We start from the raw sequence: 24,487 nt of genomic DNA on the forward strand, positions 1-24,487 counted from the left end.
ACCTAGGGCTTCGTGTTCTTCTCGACCACGCTGACCGCTCGTTGTCGGCTCCGGTAGGCGGATTCGCTCGGTCGTCTGACGCATCAGTAGAAGTCGCTCGCGTGTGCGTTGCTGTCGCTCACGGCGTTCACGCAATCGTTCGGCGGCCTCTCGAACTCGGGGCAGACGCTCCTTCGCGCGCCGGCGGCGCTCATCTCGTTCGCGTTGTCGTTCGAGTTCTCGTGCCCGTTCGCGCTGCCTGACGATTTCCCGGATGTTCTGCAAGCGTTTGCGTGCACGATCGGCTCTGTCCAGTTCATAGACCCGGACCAACTCGAGCTGTTTCGACGCTAGAGTCCGGCCGACCTGTATAGCGCGCAGGGCGTCGGTTCTCGAGATTACTTGGTGGTTGAATTTACCTGGAAAATCTCGGGACAGTGCGTGCATGTCGTTGGAGACGGAGCGGGGGATCTTCTCGCCGGCCACGGTTTCCCAGTCGGAGCGCGCTATCTTTCCGGAGTCGATTCCGGCCCGCTCTCTGATCAGCTGCTCGCGTGCCTCCCGCTCGTTGAGACGGCCTGACTTGCGTTCGACCGCACGTATCCCCAGTCCTTCGGTGCGCGCGCTGTCGATTATTCGCGAACCTTTTCCGGTTTCTATTTTGAACTGCCGAACCCACCCCCGATCGGCGGTTTCCCCTCGGATGTATGCACGACCGAGTTCGAAGTACAGGCCTCGCTCGTAGTTGGATAACCCTCGCCGAATAGCATCATATTCGTCGGGCACCTATTCACCCCCGCTGAATTTTTTACGTGGAGCCTCGCTTTTTCTTCATGTCGCGGGCCGCCGAGGTGATCGCGTAGTCCGCCATACCCGGGCCGTCATCGTCGAGGAACAAGTAGTCGGTCATCGAGACCAAGCTCCGCACGTCCTCGCCCGTGCCGTCATGCACTGCGGGACTGAAATCCGTATACAGCGGGGCACCGCTCCACTCCGGGTAGTTGCCCCATGTCATGCCCGCGCGCCGGATGAAGCATTCGCCGTAGAACCGAATGAACTGATCGGCGGCGTCCCGGTTGTCTGGTGAAAGTAGGCCGTTGCGGTCGCCGAAGAGATTCTTCGCAGCTTCGAGGATCTGTTTGGTCAGGGGCGACTTCCACCAGGCGTCGCCGTAGCCGGCGACACCTGGCACCGTTTCAGTGAGGAATGATCGCACTTGCGCTTCCATCTGTTCGGGTGCAACCCAATCCAGGTAGGCCTGGGTCTTGTCGTCGAATTCGATGTCGAACCCCATCTGTCCTGCGTCGCTCATGTCTGGCTCCCGTCGTCGATGGTTTGCCGGTCAGGCTATCTCGCTCTACCACGATGAAGACGACTGCCAGAGTGCCTGGAACAGAGGAGCCAGTCCGCATTCACGGAAGTGTCCACAATCGTTCACAGGGCAACCGTCGGCACTGCGGATTCGGCTGCTCGAACATGACGGCCACAGCTGGATACTCGGCGACCCAGTGCATAACGAACCGCAGGGCGGCCGACATGCACGCCACGAACCTGAACTCGTGCTCATTCGGGACGGTGATTCGGAGGTACAAACCTATGTCCGGCTCGTACGGCAACGGCGATTCGAAGTGGGCTCCAGCTGGATCCACGAAGCTCATGGCGATCTTCTAGCGCTTGCTGGTCGGTGTGTAGTCGGCGAGGCCGGCTAGAACGTCGAGCAACGTTTCCAGGTTCACTCCCTTCGGCAGGGGGACATCGTTGTCACGGCGCGGTAGGAATGCGAGACCGCGTGCGGCTGCCCGCTCGCGTGGTGTGCCGACCGGGGGGACGATCTTGCCTTCTCTGACGAGGAAGCTGTATGCACTGGCTTTCCGTTGGCAGTCGAATGCGCGGCATTCCTTGTGCTGCTGCATGATCCATTGCGCAGCCCAGACGGTGAGCGGCTGCTCGGGATGTGCGTGCGTGGCATCAGCCGCACCTGATGCCGCTGCGGCCCAGGTGACGGGAGGGCACACCGTTTCCAGATCGAACATCTCACACACTCGACTCGGGCTGTTGCTGACGGTCTCCAGGTCGTAGACGACCACCGCGTCGGCATTCAGACCGGCGGCGAGCCCGAGCGCGTGGCCGACAGGGTCGGGGACGTCGATCGGTGGCCGCACCGTATGCAGCGGTGCGTACCCGAGCCGTGCCGCGTGACGGTGCACTTCGAGCGCATGCCGCGGAGCCTGGGGACCTGAGATATCGACGCGCACCAGGCATATTGCGGTTGGCTGATGGCGGTGTCGGTTTCCGAAATCCATTTGCCTGACCTTTCGTCGCGTGGCTGGATCAGCGCCCGCCGCCGTAGATCAGTCACCGTCTATCGGACGTCGCTGTGTGTTGATCGACGGAGCGGGCTACTGCTTTCTGCCCGTCGCGGGGTCTGAATCGAGTGTGGCCCACTGGTACTCGTGATCCCAGCCATGTCGGCGGTATGGAGGTCGTACGCTTCTCGTACGGAGCGTGGAGGCGACGATCAGGGGCGGCAATGATTGTGACGACGTGGACGAAAGTGGAAGTCCGGGCTCTACGCGATACAGCTCTTCGCCGGACGCAGGAGGAATTTGCTGAATGTCTCGGATTCAAGGTCGAGACCATTCAGAAGTGGGAGCAGAAAGCCACCGTGGAGCGGCCGGTCAAAGGCCGGTCAGCCGAAGCTCTCGACACAGCGCTTGCGCAACTCGAATCGGATCAGCGAGAACGTTTTCGGTCCGAGCTGTCCCGCTTGGAAGCGGACAATGCCCGGACCCCCACTCTCATTACTGCTTCCAGCGAACCAGGCACGGATGCAAAGGAGGTCGAGGAAGTGAGGCGGCGCGACTTCGGCAAGATGGCCGCAGCTGCGGGTGCGGCAATCTTGCTTCCGGACAACAACTCCGCCCGCATCGGCAGGGGCGACGTACAACGACTATTGGCCGGAGTAAATGCGCTCGAGCGCGCCGACCAGCAGCATGGTGGCGCAGGCCTCGTCGGCTACGCAGCGGATCGACTGGAGCGCGTCAAGGGGCTCCTCGACCGGGGAGTTTTCGACACCGCCACCGGGAACGCATTCATCAGCGCGGCCGGGGAGATGGCCGTGCTGTCCGGTTGGCTGGCCTACGACGCCGACCGGCACGTGCTGGCGCGACGCTGCTACGGCGACGCGATGGCGTTGGGCGCGGAAGCCGGCGACTCCGACCTTATGGCGCACACGTGTCTGTACTTGTCGAATCAGGCAGCGGCCCTTGCTCGTTATCCAGGCAGTCCGGGAGGAAGCCCGCACCGGGCTCTGCAGTTGAACGACCGGGCGCGGGATCTCGTGAGGGGTCGGTCGGCGGGTCGCGTGCATGCACTCATCGGTTTGCGTGACGCGCAGGCATACGCGCTGCTGGGTGACCGGTCTGCGTTCGGTCGTTCCATTGCGACAGCGTGGCGGGAGTTGGAGCACGCAATGCAATTCGAGCCGTTGGAGGAGGTCCCGCAGTGGTTGCGGTTCGTTACCTCCTCGGAGGTTGCGGATACCGAGGCACGAGGCTATGCGGATGTAGGTGACCTCTCGCGTGCTGTCGAGTTGTACGGCGCGGCCGTCGAACATCCGGCAGGACGACGAAACACGACGATCGTTCGGGCTTGGTCGGCGGCCACCCGGGCGCGAGCGGGCGACACCACCGGAGCATTGGAACATGGCATGTTCGCATTGGCCGGCCTGTCGGATATGTCGTCGACCCGCACTCTGAAGCGATTGAAGCCGGTACGGGATGCTGTCGCGGATGTTCCGGCTGGTGAGGAATTTCGGAACAAGTACGACTCTCTTACGGAGAAGGCAGCAACGCAATGACTATCGAGTTCCAGCACTATGACAATGACGGAGCGCGCGGTGTGCGTATGACCGTGGAGGATGTGTATCGCCGCTCGTACGTGGATGCCATCGCCTCCGGTGACCCGTTCGACTCGCCTGAAGAATTCATGCGCCGCTTCGACTCCTATTCCAGCCCGCGGAACACCGGTTTCGAATACGTGCTCGCGGTCGTCGGCGGTCGACCGGCGGGACAGATCTGGGGATGGCCGCTGCCACCGAACGCGGCGTGGTGGGGGAACTTGCATCTGGATGACCCGGACACAGATATCGAAGAGTTCACTGCAGAGGACGGGACTCGCACATTCGGTCTGAGCGAGATCATGGTGTGTACCGAGTACGCCGGTCAGGGTGTCGCCCGCGCGATGCATGACGAGCTGTTGGGGCGTCGTCCGGAGGGGCGAGCGACGCTGCTGGTGGAGCCGGACAATCCTCGTGCATATGAGCGCTATATCCGGTGGGGGTGGCGGCGGGTCGGGTACCTTCGCCCGAGCTGGCCCGACGCGCCACGGTTCGATGTGCTGATCCGTCCCTAATCTGCGCCCTGCCCGCCGGAGATAGCAGCGTGGACGACATGAACAACGAGACCGATGCTGATTTTGCGGGTGCAGGTCAGGTCATACTCCTCAACGGTGCGTCGAGTTCGGGCAAGTCGAGCATCGCGCGGCAGTTGCTGATCGATCTCGATCGTCCCTTCTTTCATATGAGCGTCGACATGTTCGGCGCGATGCGCTCGCAGGTTCGAACTCGCGAACTCGACGGTGATGCGCTCGCCGACACCCTTCGGCGAACCAGGGCAGGCTTCCATCGCGCGGTCGCAGCGATGGCGTCGGCCGGCAACAACGTCGTGATGGATCACGTCCTCAGTGAACCTTGGCGGCTACGGGACTGTCTCGCGGTTACCATCGGCATCGATGTCATCTTTGTCGGTGTCCACTGCCCACTCGATGAACTGCGACGTCGCGAAGAGCAACGCGGCGATCGCCTCCCTGGCACCGCGGCCGAACAGGCCGGTGTGGTCCATGCGCACGGTATCTACGACCTCGAAGTCGATACCGGTCGCAACGCCACCGAGGTCTGCTCCGCTCGAATCAAGACACTCATCGATCAGGGGAGATCTGTTCGAGCCTTCGACCGACTCCGCGCAGGAGAAGAACACGATTGATCCATCCGGACGACGAAGCCTTGGGAGCTGAGGGCAACATGGGTCGGCAGTAAATAGGTCGAGTGATGGGGTGTGGGCGCTCTAGTATCGCCCGGTGGTTAATGCGGTGAACCGGCAGTGGGTGTTGCGGCGGCGGCCGGTTGGGGCGGTGCGGGACGAGGATTTCGAGCTGCGGAGTGTGCCGGTGCCGACACCGGGGGCGGGGGAGGCCTTGGTTCGGGTGCGTTGGCTGGGGATCGATCCCACCCAGCGAGGCTGGCTGAATGCGGCCGAAAACTATATCGATGCCGTGCCGGTCGGTGCGGTGATGCGTGGTAGTGGTGTCGGCCAGGTGGTGGCCTCCAACGATCCCGATTGTCCGGTGGGGAGTTGGGTCGCGGGAATGGTGGGGTGGCAGGACTACGTTGTCCGGACGGCCGGCGGGTTGTTCGGACTGAACGTGGTGCCCGATGGGGTACCGCCGACGGCGATGCTGAGTCTGTTCGGAGCGCCCGGGTTGACCGCATATTTCGGCATGACCGACGTCGGTCGTCCCGAACCCGGCCAGACGGTGCTGGTATCGGCAGCGGCCGGCGTCACCGGTTCCATTGCCGGACAGATTGCCAAAGCGTTGGGTTGCACAGTGATCGGCATCGCCGGTGGTCCGGAAAAATGCTCGTGGATTACCGAGCACGCGGGCCTGGATGCCGGCATCGACTACAAGAACGATGATATCGATGCCTGTCTGACCAGACTCGCTCCCGGCGGCGTCGACGTCTTCTTCGACGGGGTGGGCGGTCGCGTCCTCGAACATGGTTTGGCACATCTGGCTCGCCATGCGCGGGTCGTTCTGGCCGGGGCCATCTCTTCCGGATATCAAGGTGTCGATCCGGAATGTGGTCCGCGGAATTACATGCGGCTGGCCCTGGACCGAGCACGTATGGAGGGGTTCATCTTCCTCGATTACCTCGATCGCTTTCCCGAGGCCTTCACGGCGTTGCACGACTGGCAGGCGCGGGGAGCGATCATCGTCGCCGAAACCGTCAGTAGCGGACTGGAATCCGCGCCGAGTGCATTACGCGCCGTTTTCGAGGGCCGTAACCTCGGTAAACAATTGGTCAAGATAATGCCCTGAGTGCGGTTACGGATGTCGACGTGCAGAATCTTGCCGCATCACTCGGCGAGCGGGGTCGTCGTGCCGCGGCTCTGCTTGCTGCGGTCGGTCGATAGCTCGATTGGCTTGTGCCGGTATGGTCGTCATGACCGCGGTGCGAATCCGAGGGCAGGTGGAAGCCGGCTGATCCGGTGCTCCCGAGGAGGCCAGGGTGAATACGATGTCGACCGCGCGCGACGAAGGCAACCGGACCAAGCGCCCTTCCCGCGCTTCCTTCGCATGGATGGTGGCGGGCGCGGTCGTTGTCGGCGTGATCGCAGGGTTGACCGCGGCGGGGCCGGGGCCTATTCCGTTGCTGGGGGCAGTCCTGGCGGTTGCGGTGTATTGGGTGGTGATGCGTCGTCTCGTGCATCGTTCTACGCCGGAGATCGCCTGGCAGGGCGCCGTCGGTTCGGTACTGTCCGGGATCGCTGTCGGGCTCGGATTCGTGCTCGTTTCCGTCGGCCTGATTACCGCGTTCGGCGGCTACTCGTTCTCGTGGACGGGAAATGGTGTCTGGGCGGTGGTTTGGTCCGCGGTCGTGGTACAGTGCGCTGCCGCGGTCACCGAGGAACTCATGTTCCGTGGCTTCGTCCTGCAGGCGGTGGAGCAGTGGTGGGGTAGCGGTGTTGCGCTCGCGGTCACGGGGGTGTTGTTCGGGGCTGTTCACTTGATGAATCCTGGTGCGACACTGTGGAGTGCGGTGGCCATCGCTGTCGAGGCGGGCGTCATGCTGGGGGCGGCGTTCGTGTGGCGGCGCAGCATCTGGTTCGTGGTGGGGCTGCATTTCGCGTGGAACGCGGCGGTGCAGTTGCTCGGTATCCCGGTTTCGGGACACAACTCCGAGGGCCTGTTCGCTGTCGAGTCCCACGGAGCCGTCGCGCTCACCGGTGGTGCATTCGGCTTGGAGGCCTCGGTCGTGCCCGTTGTCACCGGGGTGCTGATCAGCGTTTCGATGCTCGTATTCGCGTACCGTGGCGGGAGTCTGAGGGCCCGCCCTGTTGCGAGGTCAGCGTCGCGAGTAGCTGCCGAGGCTCGTCCAGGTAGAGGCTTATCCGATTGACTTCTCCGGTCTTTGTTCGAGAAGCGAACATCGCTGGAAGCGTCGCTTTGACAGTCGATTTCAGAGCCAGGCCGACCACCGTTCCGTCGGTGTTGGGCAGGAAAAGGTGACTCTCGCGGATGGCCGGCGCCGTTTCCGAAAAACGAGGCCGCGATTCGAGTGCCGCGATATCGCTTCGCTCGACGACAGTCACGACCTTCCCGGATTGACGCAGAACCAGCGATGTCTCGGTCAGATAGTGCGGATTGGTGCGATGAACCGCCAGGTAGCCGAACATGGCGAGTAGCGACCATACTGAGATCAGAGCCACGGCCACCCGAAGCCACATCCAGGGCAGCAGCAGATGCAGCACCACGATCTCGATGACGGTCGCCACGGCGAATGCCACCGGCAGTACGAGTGTTCCTTTGTTCGCGGTGAGCACGACGGCACCAGGCTCCACTCCCGAACACCGTCCCCGGGCCCACAGCCACAACGCTCGGTAGGCCCTGAGCTCGGCTCGAACGAGTGCTGGTATTGGGGAACGGCCGAGTACGCGGGCAGTGGCCTCCCGCAGCCGGTCGCCGCGCCGTACCCCCGCCACGACCGCGATACTCAGTCCCAGCATCAGTGCGCACGTCAGCGGGACCTCCACGGTGACGAACAACCACATCGCTTGGCGCCCGGTGATCTTTCCGGACGCGGCCAAGATCGCGTCGACGGCGACGACGAACACCGTGACCAGCTGCGCGACCTGTTGGAACCGTCGAATCCACATGGTATTCATTCGATATCCGTCGGTGTCGAGGACCGAGCGAGCAGTCCTTGCCGAACCAGCCGGACGACCGCGCGCTGCGCGGGATCGGAGATCATATCGTCGAGTGTCAGCGCCTCATTCGGCTCTCCGCAGGCCCGCTCCGCCTGGGGGAGCAGCGCCTGCTGGTGCTCGAACAGTCCCAGAATCCGGTCGGCGACAGCCGCTATCTGTGGCTGTGCCGTCTCCGGACTGCGGCCTTCGAGATCGGACCAGTCCGCGAGCGCCATCAGGTACCGCTCGCGTCGGTCGGGGTCGGTTACCGTCTCCTCGTACACTCCGAGCAAATTTTCCGGTGCTTTTCCGGACATCACGAGCGCCTCGACCAGGTCCCGGTCGCGTCGCAGGGCCGATCCGGCGGTACGGGAGTTGTCGATGGTCTCGGACAGTGCTGCGGAAAGTCGCGAAGGGAGCGCAGAGATACCTTGGCCTCGTTCGGCTTCGGCGAGCATGGCCGCGAGTTGTTCCCGGCGCCGGGCGAGTTCGGCCTGTTCGTGTTCGACGTCGCGCACAAGTTCCCGCAAATCCGCGACGATATCGCGGATGTCCTCATCGGGCTTGTCTTCGGCGAGGATGGCGGCCACCGAACCCAGCGGAACTCCGCGGGCCGCCAGCCAACGGATACGCATGAGCCGGACAGCATCGTCGACGGTGTATTCCCGGTACCCGTTGGGCAGCCGTCGCGGTTCCTCGAGCAGCCCCAGCCGGTGGTAGTGGCGCACCGTCCGCGTGGTGGTGTCGGCGATCGCCGCGAGCTTTCCTATCCGCATATCCCAAGCTTCAACCATGACCCGACGTCAAGGTCAAGGGCGGATGGCCGGGATCATGTGGTGTCGTTCCGATTCTTCCCGTAGCAGCGCATCCACATATCGACTCCGTTGTCGACGATCGTCGCGATCTCCTCGTCGGACAGGGGATGCAGTCCGTGTCCCGATCGCTCGATGGCGTCGTTAGCGGTGAGCAGGATCAGTTGGTGCGCAGCGAGGGGGGCGTCGGTGACGTTGAGAACCCCTGCCGCCGTGTGCTGTTCGATCTGCCCGGTAAGCATCGCTTCGAAGGTGGGGCGGTCCTGCTCCCATTCGCGGGCGAGTTCGGGGTGGCGGACTTGTTCGGCGATGACGAGGCGGCGCATGGCCGCGACACTGTCGCTCAACAGCACACGAACCAGTAGCCGAAACGACGTGCGCAGGTCGCGGTCGTAGTCGCCGGATTCGGTGTAACCGGCCTCGAACGAGTGCCGCATCTCCGCGCGTACTCGGGTCTTCACTGCGTGTACGACCGCGGTGAACAGCGCCTGTTTGTCGCCGAAATGGTTGTAGATGGTCTGCTTCGATACGCCCGCCTCGGCGGCGATCACGTCGACGCCGGCGTGAGTGAAGCCGCGCTGCGAGAACACCCGCTGCGCGGCGTCGATGATCGCTTGCCGTTTCTGCGGACGTCCCGGGCGAGGATCGCCGCGATCAGCGGTGACTTGACGACTTGGACTCATGAGTCCAAGATTAGCAACGACGTATTTGGACTCATGAGTCCAAGTTTGCCGGTCGCGCACCCACCGACCGGCGGGACACCGCAGAGGCCGACCGGAGCGCTCATGGACATCCGAAACATCTCCGATACCGCACGCCTGACGGCGACCTACCGGGCCGACGAGTCCGCTCGTCCGGATGCTCTGTTTCGCGATCCACTGGCGAGCCGGCTGGCCGGCGAAGGCGGCCGAACCCTCAGGGATACAGCACCTTCCGTGCTCCGGAGCGGTTGGCCGATCGTTACCCGCACCAAACTCGTCGACGACCTGATCGCTGCGGCTGTGCGGGAAGGGTGTGATCGGGTCCTGAACCTGGCAGCCGGTTTGGACACGCGTCCGTACCGGCTCGATCTGCCTTCCGGCCTGGTGTGGGTCGAGGTCGATCTCCCCGAACTCGTCGACGAAAAAAATGCTGCCTTGGCAGCGGAGCAGCCGGGGTGCAAGCTGCGACGGCACGGTCTCGATCTGCGCGACCGGAATGCGCTGGTGGGATTTCTCGACGAGGCACTCGGTGCGCGGGTACAACGAGGTAGCTCCGCGCCGCGGGCGTTGGTGCTCACCGAAGGACTGCTGATCTACCTCGGGCATCGAACGGTCGCCGATCTCGCGCACGCCCTTGCGCGTCCCGAAATACATTGGTGGATAACCGATGTCACCCTTGGCGGCGCCCACTCTCAGCTGGCTTCGTCTTTCGAGGACGGTCCACGTTTCGACCCCGCGGACGGCATCGGATTCTTCGAAGAACACGGCTGGCATCCGCTCGAGGTCGAGAATCTGGTGGTGCAGGCGGGACGATTTCGGCGGGCGCCCCAGGAGTTGTGGCAATTCGCCGAACTCCCACAGCAGATCCCGCGTAGTAATGAAATCCCCTGGTCCGGTGTGGTCCGGTTCCGGCAGGAAGCCACGATAGGGGAAGTCTGAGGCGGTCACCATGAAAAGTTGTGGCATTGCGACATCCGCGCCCGAACGATTCGCTTCGGTAACAGCCCGCCGGTGGGCGGCACTTGCCGTGCGTTAACGAATTTTTGACGGGAAATGCTGTAGTCGAACCGGCAGGGTGGTACTTAGCATCGATTCATGGGGAACGGCGATCGAGCAACCCCGCGCGGAGCCTCCAGCTCGTCCGAACAAGGGTTGGGTACCATTCCGGCGTTCCGGTCAGAATTGCAGCCGGGGCGTGATGTCGTCGACCCGCACGAGTGGGCGGGCGGTATTCCACGTGAGGCGGGTATCGCGCCGCGGGTGCGCGTGGGCCGGGATAAATGGTTCAACGTATTGTGGCTGCTGCCGGTGGGGTTCGTCGTCCTGATCATCACCGTCGCGGCGGCCAAGGGCTTGCACAATATGCCTGCCGTGCAGAATTTCATGGCCGAGTACCCCGGCAGTGGACTGGCGCCCGGACACGAACACATGCCGGGCATTCCGGCGTGGCTGTCGTGGCAGCATTTCTTCAATCTGTTCCTGATAATGTTCATTCTCCGGTCCGGTCTGCAGATTCTGGTGGACCATCCGCGGTTGTATTTCACCAGGAACTGCACGCCGGGAAAGGAGTGGCTGCGGCTTCGAGGGCCCGTTCCCGACGATCCGTTCTGGACGGCTAAAGACGACTCGGTGGAACTGCCCCGCCAGGTCGGGTTGCCCGGTATTCGGCATTCGATCGGTTTGGCCAGATGGTGGCATCTGGGGATGGACATGCTGTGGCTACTCAACGGTGTGGTCTTCTACGTGCTGTTGTTCACCACCGGGGAATGGCGCCGCATCGTGCCGACCAGGTGGGAGGTCTTTCCCGACGCGGTGACCGTGCTGATCCGATACCTGTCGTTGGACTGGCCGACCGACAACGGCTGGGTGGCCTACAACAGTCTGCAACTGCTGACCTACTTCGTGACGGTTTTCGTGGCGGCCCCTTTGGCGTTGCTCACCGGCCTCGGGATGTCGCCGGCCCTGTCCACGCGACTCGGGCGAATCAGTAAGCCGTTGAATATTCAGCTTGCACGGTCGTTGCACTTCCTCGTCATGATGTGGTTTCTGCTGTTCATCGCGCTTCACGTCACTTTCGTGGTAACTACCGGCGCACTGCGGAACCTGAATCACATGTTCGCCGGCCGCGACGACGACAGTTGGGTCGGCTTCGGCGTTTTCCTGATCGCGTTGGTGGTCGTGGTGCTGGGCTGGGTGGCGGCCACACCGCTCACCTTCCGGCATCCACGTCTCGTGCAACGGGTCGGGTACGCGCTGGTCGGTCCGTTGCAGCGCCTCTTCGAGTACACCGACGCGAAACCGGGAACCTACTCCGACGCTGATATCTCACCGTATCTGTGGCACAACGGGACGTACCCGGACAGTGACGAATATCGACGCCTGTACCGGTCGGGATTCCGGGATTATCGGCTGCGAATCTTCGGTCTGGTCCGGGATCCGGTCGACTTGTCGCTCGACGACCTCCGTGCGTTGCCGTATCACGAACAGACGACCCAGCATTTCTGTATCCAGGGCTGGTCGGGTGTCGCGAAATGGGGTGGAGTGTCGATGCATTCGATCATGGAGCGGGTGCATCCGCTCCCCGAGGCGAAATGGGTGGTCTTCTACTCTCTCGCCGAGGGGTCAGGCGGCGGAACCTACTACGACGCACACGCGATCGAGCAGATGGACCACCACCTGACCATGCTGGCCTACACCATGAACGACGACCCGTTGACCTACGGACACGGTGCCCCGTTGCGTTTACGGAACGAGCTACAGCACGGGTTCAAACACGTGAAATGGGTCGCCGCAATCGAATTCGTGGACGATTTCCGTCAGCTGGGCGGCGGCCACGGGGGTTACAACGAGGACCACGAGTTCTACGGCTACCGCCAGACGCTGTAGTTCCGACTTTGCCAGATCCCCGGTGCGCCATAGCTGATGACGCACCGGTGCCGCTCAGGCTGCGATCCCGTTCAACTCGGATATATCCTTCTCTCGGAGGGAAAGTCCAGCGCCGGTGATGTTTTCGATCAGATGTGCTGTGGACGAGGTGCCGGGGATGAGCAGAATGTTCGGCGAGCGCTGCAGCAGCCAGGCCAGTGCTACGGACATGGGCGTGGATTCCCGGCGGGTGGCGACCTCGGAGAGGGTTTCGGACTGTAGGGGAGTGAAGCCGCCGAGTGGGAAGAACGGGACGTAGGCGATGCCGTCGGCGGCGAGATCGTCGATGAGGGCGTCGTCGTGGCGGTGAGCGAGGTTGTACATGTTCTGCACGCAGACGATCGGCGCGACGGACCGGGCTTCGGCGACCTGTTCCGCGGTGACGTTGCTGACTCCGAGGTGGCGGATCACACCCTGCTGCTGGAGTTCGGCGAGCGTCTCGAACGCCTCGCTGATCGAGCCGGGCTGCGGGCCGGTGGCGTCGCCCATCCGCATGTTGACCAGGTCGAGCACGTCGACACCGAGCCGGTCCAGGTTCTGCTGCACCTGGGTGCGCAGGTCTTCCGGTGTGCGGGCGACCGGCCAGCCACCCTCCGCGTCACGGTTCGCGCCCACCTTGGTGGCGATGAACAGTGACTCGGGATAAGGGTGCAGCGCTTCGCGGATCAGCTGATTGGTGATGTAGGGCCCGTAGGCGTCGCTGGTGTCGATGTGGGTGATGCCGCGCGCCACCGCCGCACGCAGCACCGCCACGGCGCCTTCGTGGTCGGCCGGCGGGCCCATGATCCAGGGCCCGGTGAGTTGCATAGCGCCGTAACCGAATCGGGTGACAGTGGTATCACCCAGCGTCCAGGTGCCGCCGGGAAGTGGTGAGGTAGCTGCGTTCATCGGACGCCTCTCGTCGTGTGGTGGGGTAGCGCTTTCGCCCTTCGTCATCCAGTATTGGAGAGTTACTCCCTGTTGGGAAGTAGGCACTTGAAAGTGCGTTACCGGTTCGACGGTGAGAGGTGAGGTAGATGACGGGAAGAGCCGCCGAGAGGGCGCAGGAAAAGAGGGAGTACAACGCGTTCCTGGCGGTATGCCCGAGCCGCCGGCTCCTCGACCGCATCTCCGACAAATGGGTCGTGTTGATTCTGTGCGCGTTGGGTGGTGACGGCCCCGAAGGGCGGGAATCGGCCCGGTCGCTGCGTTACTCCGAGCTCGCCCGCACGATCACCGGAGTGAGCCAGAAGATGCTGACCCAGACGCTGCGTTCGCTGGAACGCGACGGCCTGCTCGTCCGGACGGTCACACCGACCGTGCCGGTCACGGTCTCCTACGAGCTGACCGACCTCGGTCACTCGCTCTACGGCATGACCCAAGGCCTCAGGCATTGGGCGCAGGACCATATGGACGAGGTTCTCGCCCATCGCGAGGACTACGACGCACGCGCCTCCTGACGGCGTTCGCCGCTCAGCGCCAGTAGCCGCGGCCGGTGACGTTGTGCTTCGGCAGTTTGGACTTCAGCGATTTGGTGACGGCACGGGTGGTGGCGGCGTCACAGGCTGCCCAGCCGAAACCGTCGGAGGCGCAGTCCACCGAATCGGCGGCCTGGCGCAGCAGCTGACCGTAGTTGACCCGTTCCACCCAGGTCACCTCGGTCTTCGGACCGGTGCGGACCGGGAGGGACTGTTCGGATTCCTCTTGCCACTCCAACCAGACCCGTGCCGGGGTTTCGCCGATGGCGTCGAGCAGGGAGTTGATCGCGGGGAGGGAGGCGCTGTCGCCGAAGATGACGAACTCCGACGGAACCGGCTGCGGGACCTGGAATTTCGATCCCATGACGGTGGCGTCGAGAGTGTCGCCGACGGAGGCCTTCTCGGCCCAGCGCGAGGCGGGCCCGCCGTGCAGGGCGAACTCGATATCGAAGGAGTCGTTGGCCGGGTCCGGGTCGACCAGGGTGTAGCCGCGCTGGACGAGATCGCCGCTGTCCTCGGCGAACCAGATGCGAATCCACTGGGTGGGATGGACCGGGTGGGCGGCCAGGAGTCCGCCGCCGGTGAACCCGATACGCAGGTATTTTTCGGTAACCTCTGTAACGGAAGTGACCGTCAGTCGGTAATCGTCGGCGCCGAGCGCCTTGAGCACGATGCCGTTGAAACCTTTACCCATACCGACAGGGTAGCTGAGTTAGGTTAGCCAAACCACACCCTTGTCGAAGATGGAGACCTCTGCGTTACACTCCTTGAAGGTTAGGCAAGCCTAGCCTTTTACGTGTGTGGTCAGGCCCGATTTTTCAGGCCGGTGAGGAGTGTTGTCTGATGCTCGGCAAGGCGGACGTTCGCAATATCGTGGCGGCAGAGCTGGAACTCGAACCGGAAGCCATCGGCTACGACGACGACCTGGTGGGCCTCGGCATGCACTCGATGATGTTGATGCGTCTGGCGGGTCGCTGGCGTAAGCAGGGCCACGAGGTCCGCAGCTCCGAGCTCGCGCTGGAGCCGACGGTCACCTCGTGGGCGCGACTGCTGGGCGCGGCCGAACCCGAGCCCGAGGTGCCCGCCGAGCCGGCTGGGTCCGTTGCCGACGGCGAGGAATTCCCGCTGGCCACCATGCAACACGCCTACTGGGTCGGTCGCCGCCAGGATCAGCAGCTCGGCGGGGTCGCCGCCCACCTCTACGTCGAATTCGACGGCCACGGACTGGAAGCCGAGCGAATGGCACGCGCGGTCACGCGGCTGGTACGCCGCCATCCGCAGTTGCGGGTGCAGTTCACCGACAGTGGTACGCAGCGGGTACTGCCCGAGCCGCTGCACCCGGTATTTCGCGCCGTGGACCTGACCGCCGCCGCCGATCCGGCCGCCGAGCTGGAGCGGTTGCGCGACGAGAAGAGTCACCAGTGCATGGATGTCGAGGTCGGCAAGGTCGTCGACATCACCCTCACCTCGTTGCCCGACGGCGCGCACCGGGTGCACGTCGATGTCGATATGCTCGCCGGTGACGCGCAGAGCTACCGTCGCGTCCTCAACGATCTGGCCGCGCTCTACGACTCCGATACCGAACCGGACGATGCGATCGGCTACACCTTCGCCGAATACCTCGAACGTAAGCAGCGCACCGCCCCCGACAACTCGGCCGCTCGCGACTGGTGGCAGCAGCGTCTCGCGGATCTGCCCGAAATTCCCACGCTGCCGGTGGTTCCCGAGAACGAGCGTCGCGATCCCGCGCGCAGCATCCGTCTGAATCACTGGTTCTCGCCCGAGGCGAAGGCGCAGCTGCACAAGGTCGCGCACGGCCACGGCGTGACGCCGGCCGTCACCCTCGCCACCGTGTTCTCCGAGGTCATCGCCCGCTGGTCCGCCCAGCAGCGCTTCTTGCTGAACGTCCCGCTGTTCGACCGTGAGCCCTTCCACGACGACGTCGACCGCGTGGTGGGCGATTTCACCAACTCGGTACTGGTCGACGTGGATGCGCGCAATCCGGAATCAGCGTTGCAGCGCGCCAAGCGCTTACAACGTGAATTGCACACCTGTGCTGCGCATTCCACCTACGAGGGGCTCGACGTCCTCCGCGATCTGGGGCGGCTGCGCGGTGCGCCGGTCACCCCGTCGGTGGTCTTCACCTCCGGCCTGGACCTCGGAGAACTGTTCTCCGACAGCGTGACCCGCCTGTTCGGTGAGCCCGTGTGGGTGCTGTCGCAGGGTCCGCAGGTCGACCTGGACGCGCAGGTGGCCGAACTTTCCGGGGGCCTGCTGGTGAACTGGGACGTGCGCCGTGACGCCCTGCCCGCCGGTGTCATCGAGGCGATGTTCGACGAGTTCCGCACCCTGCTGTTGACGCTCGTCGACAACGAATCGGACTGGCATGCACCGCTGTCCATCGCGTTGCCGGCCGCGCAGTGTGAGATCCGCGCGCGGGTCAACGACACCGCGGCCGATTTCGGACAGCGCACGCTGCACGACGCGTTCTTCACGCTCGCACAACAGGATCCGCAGCGTGCGGCATTGCGGTGGCGCGGCGGATCAGGAAGCAGCTACGGCGAACTGGCCCGTCAGGCCCTGGCCGTGGGCCGATCGCTCGCCGATGCCGGAGTGCAGCCCGGTGACACCGTCGCGGTCGTGATCGGCAAGGGGCACCGCCAGATTCCCGCCGTGCTCGGTGTGCTCGCCGCCGGTGCCACCTATGTACCGATCGGGACCGGTCAGCCGCCGGCCCGGCGCGACCGTATCCTGACGCGCTCCGGTGCCCGCATCGCCCTGGTCGACACCGCGACCGAACTGCCCGACGGGGTCACCGGCATCGCGTTGACCGCCGCGCTGGCGGGTCCGGAACTCGACGCCCCGCGCAGTGTCGCACCCGATGCGACGGCCTATGTGCTGTTCACCTCCGGATCCACCGGTGAGCCCAAGGGAGTCGAGGTCAGTCATCGCGCCGCGGCCAACACCATCGATGCCCTGGCCGCCCATTTCGACCTGGGCGACGAGGAACGCATGCTCGGCCTGTCCTCGCTGGAATTCGATCTGTCGGTGTACGACATCTTCGCCCCGCTGGCCCGTGGTGGCGCGCTGGTGTGCGTGGACCCCGAGACCGAACGCGACGTCCAGGCCTGGGCCGAGCTGATCGCCGAACACGGCGTGACCGTACTCAACTGCGCACCCGGGCTGATCGGCATGCTGCTCGACACCGTGGCAGGAGCGACGCGACCGGAGGCGGCAGCGCGCGTCACCACGGAGGGAGCCGCTCCTGCCACCGATTACACCGTGGCAGGAGCGACGCGACCGGAGGCGGCAGCGTCGCAGCAGTTGCGGTCGCTACGTGTGGTCATCACCGGTGGTGACCGGGTGGCCGCCGAGTTGGGTCACCGCTTGCGTGCGCTGGTGCCCGGCCTGCGTTTCGCGGGGCTGGGCGGCGCGACCGAGGCGGCGATCCATTCCACCGTCTGCGAGGTCGGCGACGACTTCCCGGCGGAGTGGCCGAGCGTGCCCTACGGCACCCCGCTGGCCAATGTGGCGATGCGGGTGGTGAACGAACGGGGTGAGGACTGCCCGGACTGGGTGGTCGGCGAACTGTGGATCGGCGGCACGAGTGTCGCCGACGGTTACCGCGGCGATCCGGAACGCACCGCGCAGCGTTTCCTGGAGCTCGACGGTCGGCGCTGGTACCGCACCGGCGATCTGGCCCGCTATCTGCCCGACGGCACGGTCGACTTCCTCGGCCGCGCCGATCATCAGGTCAAGATCCGCGGCTACCGCGTCGAGCTCGGCGAGGTCGAGGCGGCGCTGACCGAACTGCCGGCCGTGAGCCGGGCGGTCGCGCTGGTGACCGACTCCGGGCGGCTGGTCGCCGCGGTTGTCGGTGCGGGCAGCAGTACCGGTGCCGAGGTGCGTACCGCGCTGGCCGAACTGCTTCCGGCCCATATGATTCCCGAGGCGGTCGAGGTGCTGGATGCCCTCCCGCTCACCGCCAACGGTAAATACGATCGCGCCGCGCTCATCCGTCTGCTCGATACCGGCGCCGGTGTCGAACCGAACTTCGTGCCCGCGGCCGATGAGGTCGAGGCCGCGGTGGGGTATATCGCCGCGCAGCTGCTGGGCGTCGAAACCGTCGGCATGGAAACGGATTTCTTCGAGGTCGGCGGCAACTCGATCCTCGCTACCACGCTCACCGCGAAGGTGCGGGGGCTGCTCGCGGTGGAGAAGTTCGGTGTGACCCTGGTGTTCGGTGGACGCACGGTGCGCCGGATCGCCGCGGGGCTGCTGGACGCCGAGGCCGACCCCGATCGCCTGCGACAGGCGTCGCGGATTCTGCTGGAACTGGCCGAGGTGCCGGTGCCGCAGCAGGATTCGGCACTCGCCGGTAGCGGCCACTGAGCGCCGCTCGACCCGGATTCTCGTTGTAGACAGATTGGTTCGTCAGATGCGTTCGCTGGAAGACCTGCAGGTAGCGATGGCGGCTCGGCTCGCCGAGGAAGGTTTGGGGGGCACCGCCGCTGTCGGGGTCCGCCGCGATCGGCACCGGGCGCCCCTGTCGTTCGGGCAGCGCAATGTGTGGGCGCATCAGCAGATCTCGCCCGGCAGCTCCGCCTACAACCTGTGCCTGGCGCTCACCTTCACCGGTGTGGTCGACACGCACGCGTTGCATACGGCTTTCGAGGCGCTGGCGCAGCGGCATGAAGTCCTGCGCACCACATATCACATCGACGACGACGGTGAGCCTTATCAGCGGATCCATCAGGAGCTGCCGCCCCGGCTGCGCGAGGTGGATCTGTCCGGCACGGAACCGGAAGCGGCTCGGCAGCAGGTGCGGTCGCTGACCGAGGCCGCGGCGAGCGAAACATTCGACCTCACCGCCGAATCCTCGTTGCGGGTCACCTTTGCCCGCGTGCACGCCACCGAACTCGTCGCCATCGTGGTCGTTCAGCACATCGCCTGGGACGGCATGACCCTCCCGGCCCTGTCTCGTGATGTGGAGACGTTCTATCGGCAGGCCCGCACCGGAGCGGTGCAGGTCGAGCCGCTGCGACTGCAGGTGGCCGATTTCGCCGAGTGGGAGGCCGACCGATTCGCCGCCGACGATCACACCGAGGACATCGAATTCTGGAAGAGCCGCTTCGACGGTGAGCTGCCCCAGCTGCAACTGCCCTACGACCGCCGGCCGGTCACGGTCACCGAGCGCGGCGAGCGTTCGGACAAGCTGCTCAGCGAATACGGTGACGCCTCGCTGCGCCGCCTCACCGCGCAACTGCGCACCACCCCGTTCTCGGTTTTCCTCGCCGCCTACTATCTCGCCCTGCGGCAGCTGACCGGCCGCGCGGATATGGTCATCGGCACGACCGTAGCCAACCGCGAGGAATCGGGGATGGAACTGCTGGTCGGCAACCTCAGCAATATGCTCCCGCTGCATATCGCCGCCGACGGTGAGCTGCGCTTCGATGCTCTGGTCGAGCAGGTGCGCGGCGTGATCACCGATGCGTTCGGGCACAAGCATTTCCCGCAGGAACAGATCGTGCGCGCGGTGAATGCCGCGACCGGCAATGTGGGCTCGAATCTGTTCGACACCATGGTGCTGTTCCTGCATCAGAAGATCGACGGCCCGCAGCTGCCGGGTGTCACGACCAGCTGGGAGTTGATGCACAACGGTGGCGCACTGCTGCCGCTGGTGGTCGAAACCTTCATGCACACCGACCGCACCGATGTGCAGATCACCTATCGCACCGATCTTTTCGACGCGACGACTATCGATCGCCTGCACGAGTACATCGATCAGGTACTCGTCGCGGCCACTCCGGACCAGCCGATCGCCGAATTGACCAGGTTGTCGGGCTCCGACCGGGCAGCGTTGGCCGAGTGGTCGCACGGCACGGCCGTCGCCATCGAGGCCGACACCGTCGATGCGATGATCCGCCGTGTCAGTCGTGAGCATCCCGACCGGACCGCGGTGGTCTTCGGCGATATCGAGTTGAGCTATCGCGAATTCGACGCCCGTGTCAACCGGCTGGCTCGGCTACTGCTGGAAGACGGTGTGCGGCAGGGTGATCCGGTCGGTGTGTACGCCGAGCGCAGCGAACGGCTGCCGATCGCGTTCGCCGCGGTGCAGCGGGTGGGTGCGGTCTACTTCCCGATCGATCCCAGCTACCCGGCCGACCGCATCGAATATATGCTCGCCGACGCCGAGCCGGCTCTGCTGCTGCTCTCCTCCGAACAGGCGCTGCCTGTCGAGACCACGGTGCCGGCAGTCGATCTCGCCGACCCCTCGGTCGTGGAACGCCTGGCGAGCAGCGATGGTACCGCCCTGCCCGAGTCCGAGCTCACTCGTCCGATCCACCCGCTCGACGCCTGCTATCTGCTCTACACCTCCGGTACCACCGGCCGCCCCAAAGGCGTGGTGATCCATCATCGTGGAGTCACCAACCATGTGCAGTGGATGCGTGACTATCTGGCCTTCGGCGAGGAACGCATCCTGCAGAAGGCGCCCATCGGTTTCGATGTCTCGGTGTTCGAACTGGTGAACGCGCTGTGCACCGGCTCGGCCACGGTGCTGCCGCCCCCGCAGTGGTGGCAGGCCGACGTGGAGGCGCTCGCCGACATCATCCACCGGCATCGCATCACCCAGATCTCATTGGTGCCCAGTGTGGTTCGGGCCTTCATCGATGCCGGACCGGATCCGGCGCGGCTGCAGTCCATGCGCTATGTGTACCTCGGCGGTGAATCCGTTCCCCCGGCCCTGGTCGAGGAATCGAGCCGGTTCTTCGGTGGCACCGTGCTGGGACTGTACGGCCCCACCGAGGGGTCGATGGATCTCATGCACGAGGACTTCTCCGGCTGCGATCCCGAGGAGGCCGGCAACGAGATCCGCTCGGCGCTCATCGGCCGTCCCGAATCCAATTCGTCGGTATACGTACTCGACGAGCAGTTGCGTCAGGTCCCGCCGGGCGTGGTCGGCGAGCTCTACCTCGGTGGTGTGCAATTGGCCCGCGGTTACCACCGGCGCCCCGACCTGACGGCCGCAGCATTCGTGGCCTGCCCGTTCGCGGGCGCCTCGGGCGCACGGATGTATCGCACCGGCGATATCGTGCGCTGGAACGGCCGGGGGCGGATGGAATATCTGGGCCGCGTGGACGACCAGGTGAAGGTGCGCGGCCATCGCATCGAACTGGGCGAGATCGGCACCGTGCTGCGCCGGATGCCCGGGATCGCCTCCGCGGTCGCGATCACGGTGCGGCAGAGTGCCGGCGACCTCGCGCTGGCGGCTTACTATGTGCCCGAGTCCGATTCGGCTCTCGGTGCCGATGCCGACGACCGGATCCGCGCACATCTGGCCGAACGGCTTCCGGAATATATGGTTCCCGCCGCGCTGGTGCGACTGGACGAACTGCCGCTGACCGCCAACGGCAAGCTGGATCGCCGGGCGCTACCGGCCCCCGATCTGGGCGGTAGCACCGGTCGCGGGCGGGTGCTGCGTGAAGGCGCCGAACGGCATGTGGCCGATGCGGTGCGGCAGGTCCTCGGGCTGCCCGAGGGCACCGATCTGGCCGCCGACGACGACTTTCTGGCGCTGGGCGGTGACTCCATCACCGCGATCCGGATGGCGTCGGCACTGAAGAAGCGTGGTCTGCTCATCACGACCAGTGCGCTGTTCGACGCGCGCACGGTCGCACGGATCGCCGCGGCGGCCGAACCGATCGTCGCCGGCGGTGCTCCCGCACTGGCGGAGGTCGGCTCCGAGACGGGCTGGATTCCGCTCAACCCGATCGCCACCATGCTCACCGAGACGGCGGCCGATTACAGCGCGTACGTCCAGGCCACTGCGGTGGTGACCCCGCCGCACAGCACTCTCGAGCAGGTCACCGCTGTGGTCGGGGCGCTGGTGGACCGGCATCCGATGCTGCGCGCCCGACTGGCCGAAGATGCCGAGGGCCGCACCGCATTCCACATCGCCGACGACACCGCCGCACCGACGCTCACCGAGGTGGTGCTGCCCGCCGGGAAATGGGACCGCACCGCGGGCGCGGAACTGCGCGCGAAGCTGCGTGAAGCCGCCGAACTGCTGGACCCCGCCGACGGGCGGATGGTCGCCGCGGTCCGGGTGCGTTCCGACGACAACGCACAGGGCCGGCTACTGCTGGTGATCCACCACCTGGTCGTCGACGGCGTGTCCTGGCGCATCCTGCACGACGACCTGCGTCAGCTCTGGGGTGACCTCGACGCTCCGGCCGAAGCCGGTACCTCGGTGAAGACCTGGAACACCAGCCTGCTCGAGCTGGCCGGCACCAGTACCATCCGGGACACGCTCCCGTACTGGGCCGCCGCCGCCGAGGGCGTGGATCCGCTGCTGGGCGAGCGGGAACTGGATCCGGCCGTCGACACCGTCGCGACCGTCCGCGAACTCACCGCCACCCTCGACTCCGACGACACCGCCTTCCTGATGACCACCGCGACCGCGGCCTTCGGCTGCGATTTCCTCGACCTGCAGGTGGCATCGCTCGCGGTGGCCGTGCACCGGTTCCGACAGCGCCGTGACACCGATGCCGAGACCGTGTCGCTCACCATGGAGCGACACGGCCGGGTCGAAACCCTGTTCTCCGGTGTGGATCTGGCCAACACCGTTGGCTGGTTCACCACCACCTATCCGGTAACGCTCGACGTCAGCGGAGGCGGCGGGATGGAGCCGGCGGTCAAGGCGGTCAAGGAGCAGCTGCTGGCGGTACCGGATTCCGGTATCGGCTGGGGTCTGTTGCGCTGGATCGACACCGCGACCCGCCCGGCGCTGGAGCAGTACCGCACCCCACAGATCAGCTTCAACTACATGGGCCGATTCGCCGCCGCCGCATCCGAGGGTGAGGTGGAGAACTTCTCGGCCGCACCGGAATTCGGGTACATGGGCGGCCATGCGAATGCCACCATGCCCGCCCCGGCGCTGCTCGACATCAACACCGTCGCGCTCACCGAGGACGACCGGGTGAGCCTGCAGGCCTCCTTCCGCTATCCCGGCGACGCACTGTCCGAAGACGATGTGCGCGAGCTGGCCGAACTGTGGGAGTCCGGGCTGGGTGAACTCGCCAAGGCGGTGCGGGACAACCAGGCGCGCCGGTTGAGCCCGAGTGATGTGCTGGCCGACGGACCCACGCAGCTCGATCTGGACCGGTGGCACGAGATCTACGGCGAGTACGAGGACGTGTACCCGCTGGCGCCGATGCAGGCCGGGTTGTACCTCACCGCGCTGAGCGCGGGTGCGCGCGACGTCTACAACGTGCAGACACTCATCGGCGTGCGCGGTGCGCTGGACGTCGCCCGGCTGGACCGGGCCTTCGGCACCGTCCTGAATCGATACCCGAATCTGCGTGTGACACTGTCGGTGTCGCATGCCGGGCAGCCCTATGCGATCGTAGCCGGGCAGATGCCGGTTCCGGTCCGCGAGATCGACCTGACCGCGGTGCCGGATACGAACGCCCGGCTGCACGAGTTCTACCGCGCCGATCAGGCCGAGCAGTTCGACCTGTCGCGGGGCCCGCTCACCCGAGTGACCGTGCTGCACCTTCCCGGCGATGTACACACCATCGTGCTGACCATGCACCATATGCTGCTCGACGGCTGGTCCGGTCAGTTGGTGGCGCGAGAGGTGTTCGCCGAGTACGCGGTTGCCGGTGCCGAGCCGATCGCGACCCCGGACACCTTCGGCAAGTTCCTGTCGCTCGTCGAGGCGGAACGCGAGGCGGTGGAAGCGGCGTGGAGCCCGGTGCTCGACGGTGTGCAGCCCTGTCTGGTCGCGCCCGGTCGCGGTGCCGGTGGTGAGGGCGTCCCGGTGGAGCGATCCTTCGTGATTCCGGACGAACTCGTGGACCGGCTCACCGCGCTGGCCTCCGAGATCGGCACCACCTTCAGTGTGATCTGCCAGTTGGCGTGGGCGAATGCGTTGCGTTACGTCAGCGGTGACGAGACCACGGTCTTCGGCGAGGCGGTCTCGGGCCGACCGGCCGATCTGGACGAGGTGGACAACGCGATCGGTTGTTTCGCCAACATCATTCCGGCGGTGATCGAGTTCTCGGGTGCGAAGACCTGGCGCGAACACCTCACCGAGGTGCAGACCCGGCGCATGGAACTCATGGAGTACCACAGCTATCCGCTGACCTCGGCGCTGCGGGCCGCGGGCAGCCGCAAGCTGTTCGACACCATGTTCGTCTTCGAGTCCTATCCGCCCGGTCGCCGGCAGCTCGAAGCGCTACTCGACAGCGCGGGACTGGAATTGGCCTCGTTCGAGGGCGCCGGCGCCACCGACAACGCGCTGCTGCTGATGATCTTCCCGGCCAATTCGCTGCTCCCCAGCGATTCGGTGCAGGCGGCGATCTTCTACGGCGAGGACTGTTTCGAAGACGACGACGCCCGCATCATCGAGGCGGCGTTCAGCAACACCCTGCACGCCATGGCGGATGCACCGGACGAGGCGATCAGCGGTGCCGCGGTGCTCGACGACGAGGACCAGGGACTGCTGGTGATGCGGCGCATGTGGCAATAGGCCGCCGGTAGGCCGACAGCGGCGACAACGTAGGGCCCAACGACGTGGGGATCGG

Annotated in this window: 18 protein-coding genes; 10 read left to right on the forward strand and 8 right to left on the reverse strand. The window is 65.2% G+C overall.

What is annotated here, in order from left to right; translation table 11 throughout:
* The 3 genes from NV2_RS31535 to NV2_RS24335 form a co-directional block, all read right to left on the reverse strand.
* Positions 1–765 (reverse strand): hypothetical protein (locus tag NV2_RS31535; protein WP_218019021.1); only part of this gene is annotated, 765 nt, incomplete at its 3' end.
* A gap of 22 nt (positions 766–787) precedes the next feature.
* Positions 788–1,291: a hypothetical protein gene (locus tag NV2_RS24325; RefSeq protein WP_157103061.1), complete on the reverse strand. Its 504-nt coding sequence runs from the start codon at positions 1,289–1,291 to the stop codon at positions 788–790.
* 355 nt (positions 1,292–1,646) lie between these two features.
* A complete protein-coding gene (locus tag NV2_RS24335; RefSeq protein ID WP_169811553.1) occupies positions 1,647–2,282 on the reverse strand; it encodes a hypothetical protein in 636 nt (211 codons plus the stop codon).
* Positions 2,283–2,509: 227 nt separating this feature from the next.
* Here NV2_RS24335 and NV2_RS24340 point away from each other — a divergent pair, with 227 nt between their 5' ends.
* The 5 genes from NV2_RS24340 (at position 2,510) to NV2_RS31060 (ending at position 7,216) form a co-directional block, all read left to right on the forward strand.
* On the forward strand, positions 2,510–3,838 hold the full coding sequence (locus NV2_RS24340) for a helix-turn-helix domain-containing protein (RefSeq protein ID WP_067878960.1): 1,329 nt from the start codon (positions 2,510–2,512) through the stop codon (positions 3,836–3,838).
* Entirely contained in the window at positions 3,835–4,392 is a 558-nt protein-coding gene (locus NV2_RS24345; protein WP_067878963.1) for a GNAT family N-acetyltransferase, read from the forward strand. Before NV2_RS24340 ends, NV2_RS24345 begins: the two co-directional genes overlap by 4 nt.
* Positions 4,314–5,021, forward strand: coding sequence for a chloramphenicol phosphotransferase CPT family protein (locus NV2_RS24350; RefSeq protein ID WP_218019022.1), 708 nt, complete (start codon positions 4,314–4,316; stop codon positions 5,019–5,021). Before NV2_RS24345 ends, NV2_RS24350 begins: the two co-directional genes overlap by 79 nt.
* Positions 5,022–5,115: 94 nt before the next feature.
* Positions 5,116–6,135: an NADP-dependent oxidoreductase gene (locus NV2_RS24355; RefSeq protein WP_157103062.1), complete on the forward strand. Its 1,020-nt coding sequence runs from the start codon at positions 5,116–5,118 to the stop codon at positions 6,133–6,135.
* Between the two features lie 199 nt (positions 6,136–6,334).
* The gene (locus NV2_RS31060) at positions 6,335–7,216 is read left to right on the forward strand and encodes a CPBP family intramembrane glutamic endopeptidase (protein WP_084475386.1); all 882 of its coding nucleotides are present in this window, start codon (positions 6,335–6,337) and stop codon (positions 7,214–7,216) included.
* Here the strand turns inward: NV2_RS31060 and NV2_RS24365 are convergent.
* Genes NV2_RS24365 through NV2_RS24375 form a run of 3 tightly spaced genes read right to left on the reverse strand, consistent with a single transcriptional unit; the run spans position 7,098 to position 9,498 of the window.
* Positions 7,098–7,982 carry a hypothetical protein gene (locus tag NV2_RS24365; protein WP_067878976.1) on the reverse strand — a complete coding sequence of 295 codons (885 nt, stop codon included), beginning with the start codon at positions 7,980–7,982 and terminating at the stop codon, positions 7,098–7,100. The genes NV2_RS31060 and NV2_RS24365 overlap by 119 nt on opposite strands.
* Complete coding sequence (locus tag NV2_RS24370) at positions 7,979–8,797, reverse strand: MerR family transcriptional regulator (RefSeq protein WP_084475388.1); 819 nt, start codon at positions 8,795–8,797, stop codon at positions 7,979–7,981. Before NV2_RS24370 ends, NV2_RS24365 begins: the two co-directional genes overlap by 4 nt.
* A 35-nt stretch (positions 8,798–8,832) precedes the next feature.
* On the reverse strand, positions 8,833–9,498 hold the full coding sequence (locus NV2_RS24375; protein WP_084475390.1) for a TetR/AcrR family transcriptional regulator: 666 nt from the start codon (positions 9,496–9,498) through the stop codon (positions 8,833–8,835).
* Between the two features lie 102 nt (positions 9,499–9,600).
* On the opposite strand from NV2_RS24375, the gene NV2_RS24380 reads away from it, so the two are divergent.
* Together NV2_RS24380 and NV2_RS24385 are read left to right on the forward strand one after the other, a co-directional pair.
* On the forward strand, positions 9,601–10,455 hold the full coding sequence (locus tag NV2_RS24380) for a class I SAM-dependent methyltransferase (RefSeq protein ID WP_067878985.1): 855 nt from the start codon (positions 9,601–9,603) through the stop codon (positions 10,453–10,455).
* 156 nt (positions 10,456–10,611) lie between these two features.
* Positions 10,612–12,402: a molybdopterin-dependent oxidoreductase gene (locus NV2_RS24385; protein ID WP_157103064.1), complete on the forward strand. Its 1,791-nt coding sequence runs from the start codon at positions 10,612–10,614 to the stop codon at positions 12,400–12,402.
* A gap of 54 nt (positions 12,403–12,456) precedes the next feature.
* On the opposite strand, the gene NV2_RS24390 is transcribed toward NV2_RS24385, so the two are convergent.
* Positions 12,457–13,329: an oxidoreductase gene (locus NV2_RS24390; RefSeq protein ID WP_067878989.1), complete on the reverse strand. Its 873-nt coding sequence runs from the start codon at positions 13,327–13,329 to the stop codon at positions 12,457–12,459.
* Between the two features lie 128 nt (positions 13,330–13,457).
* On the opposite strand from NV2_RS24390, the gene NV2_RS24395 reads away from it, so the two are divergent.
* On the forward strand, positions 13,458–13,880 hold the full coding sequence (locus NV2_RS24395; RefSeq protein ID WP_067878992.1) for a winged helix-turn-helix transcriptional regulator: 423 nt from the start codon (positions 13,458–13,460) through the stop codon (positions 13,878–13,880).
* Positions 13,881–13,893: 13 nt separating this feature from the next.
* On the opposite strand, the gene NV2_RS24400 is transcribed toward NV2_RS24395, so the two are convergent.
* Positions 13,894–14,592, reverse strand: a complete 699-nt coding sequence (locus NV2_RS24400; protein ID WP_067878995.1) for a siderophore-interacting protein — start codon at positions 14,590–14,592, stop codon at positions 13,894–13,896.
* Positions 14,593–14,741: 149 nt separating this feature from the next.
* On the opposite strand from NV2_RS24400, the gene NV2_RS24405 reads away from it, so the two are divergent.
* Both NV2_RS24405 and NV2_RS24410 read left to right on the forward strand, forming a co-directional pair.
* Positions 14,742–18,290: an AMP-binding protein gene (locus NV2_RS24405; protein ID WP_067878998.1), complete on the forward strand. Its 3,549-nt coding sequence runs from the start codon at positions 14,742–14,744 to the stop codon at positions 18,288–18,290.
* A 46-nt stretch (positions 18,291–18,336) separates the two neighbouring features.
* Positions 18,337–24,432 (forward strand): non-ribosomal peptide synthetase, encoded by a 6,096-nt coding sequence (locus tag NV2_RS24410; protein WP_067879001.1) that lies wholly within the window; start codon positions 18,337–18,339, stop codon positions 24,430–24,432.
* Positions 24,433–24,487 lie beyond the last annotated feature (55 nt).

It is taken from the genome of Nocardia vermiculata NBRC 100427, from assembly GCF_001613265.1.
Classification (GTDB): domain Bacteria; phylum Actinomycetota; class Actinomycetes; order Mycobacteriales; family Mycobacteriaceae; genus Nocardia; species Nocardia vermiculata.

What these genes read in the sequence shown, in the direction of transcription:
- NV2_RS24340 (WP_067878960.1), top strand. Translation starts at nt 2,510, where the DNA reads ATGATTGTGACGACGTGGACGAAAGTGGAAGTCCGGGCTCTACGCGAT.
- NV2_RS31060 (WP_084475386.1), top strand. Translation starts at nt 6,335, where the DNA reads ATGTCGACCGCGCGCGACGAAGGCAACCGGACCAAGCGCCCTTCCCGC.
- NV2_RS24380 (WP_067878985.1), top strand. Translation starts at nt 9,601, where the DNA reads ATGGACATCCGAAACATCTCCGATACCGCACGCCTGACGGCGACCTAC.
- NV2_RS24345 (WP_067878963.1), top strand. Translation starts at nt 3,835, where the DNA reads ATGACTATCGAGTTCCAGCACTATGACAATGACGGAGCGCGCGGTGTG.
- NV2_RS24390 (WP_067878989.1), bottom strand. Translation starts at nt 13,329, where the DNA reads ATGAACGCAGCTACCTCACCACTTCCCGGCGGCACCTGGACGCTGGGT.
- NV2_RS24365 (WP_067878976.1), bottom strand. Translation starts at nt 7,982, where the DNA reads ATGAATACCATGTGGATTCGACGGTTCCAACAGGTCGCGCAGCTGGTC.
- NV2_RS24405 (WP_067878998.1), top strand. Translation starts at nt 14,742, where the DNA reads ATGCTCGGCAAGGCGGACGTTCGCAATATCGTGGCGGCAGAGCTGGAA.
- NV2_RS24335 (WP_169811553.1), bottom strand. Translation starts at nt 2,282, where the DNA reads ATGGATTTCGGAAACCGACACCGCCATCAGCCAACCGCAATATGCCTG.
- NV2_RS24395 (WP_067878992.1), top strand. Translation starts at nt 13,458, where the DNA reads ATGACGGGAAGAGCCGCCGAGAGGGCGCAGGAAAAGAGGGAGTACAAC.
- NV2_RS24325 (WP_157103061.1), bottom strand. Translation starts at nt 1,291, where the DNA reads ATGAGCGACGCAGGACAGATGGGGTTCGACATCGAATTCGACGACAAG.
- NV2_RS24410 (WP_067879001.1), top strand. Translation starts at nt 18,337, where the DNA reads ATGCGTTCGCTGGAAGACCTGCAGGTAGCGATGGCGGCTCGGCTCGCC.
- NV2_RS24375 (WP_084475390.1), bottom strand. Translation starts at nt 9,498, where the DNA reads ATGAGTCCAAGTCGTCAAGTCACCGCTGATCGCGGCGATCCTCGCCCG.
- NV2_RS24370 (WP_084475388.1), bottom strand. Translation starts at nt 8,797, where the DNA reads ATGGTTGAAGCTTGGGATATGCGGATAGGAAAGCTCGCGGCGATCGCC.
- NV2_RS24385 (WP_157103064.1), top strand. Translation starts at nt 10,612, where the DNA reads ATGGGGAACGGCGATCGAGCAACCCCGCGCGGAGCCTCCAGCTCGTCC.
- NV2_RS24400 (WP_067878995.1), bottom strand. Translation starts at nt 14,592, where the DNA reads ATGGGTAAAGGTTTCAACGGCATCGTGCTCAAGGCGCTCGGCGCCGAC.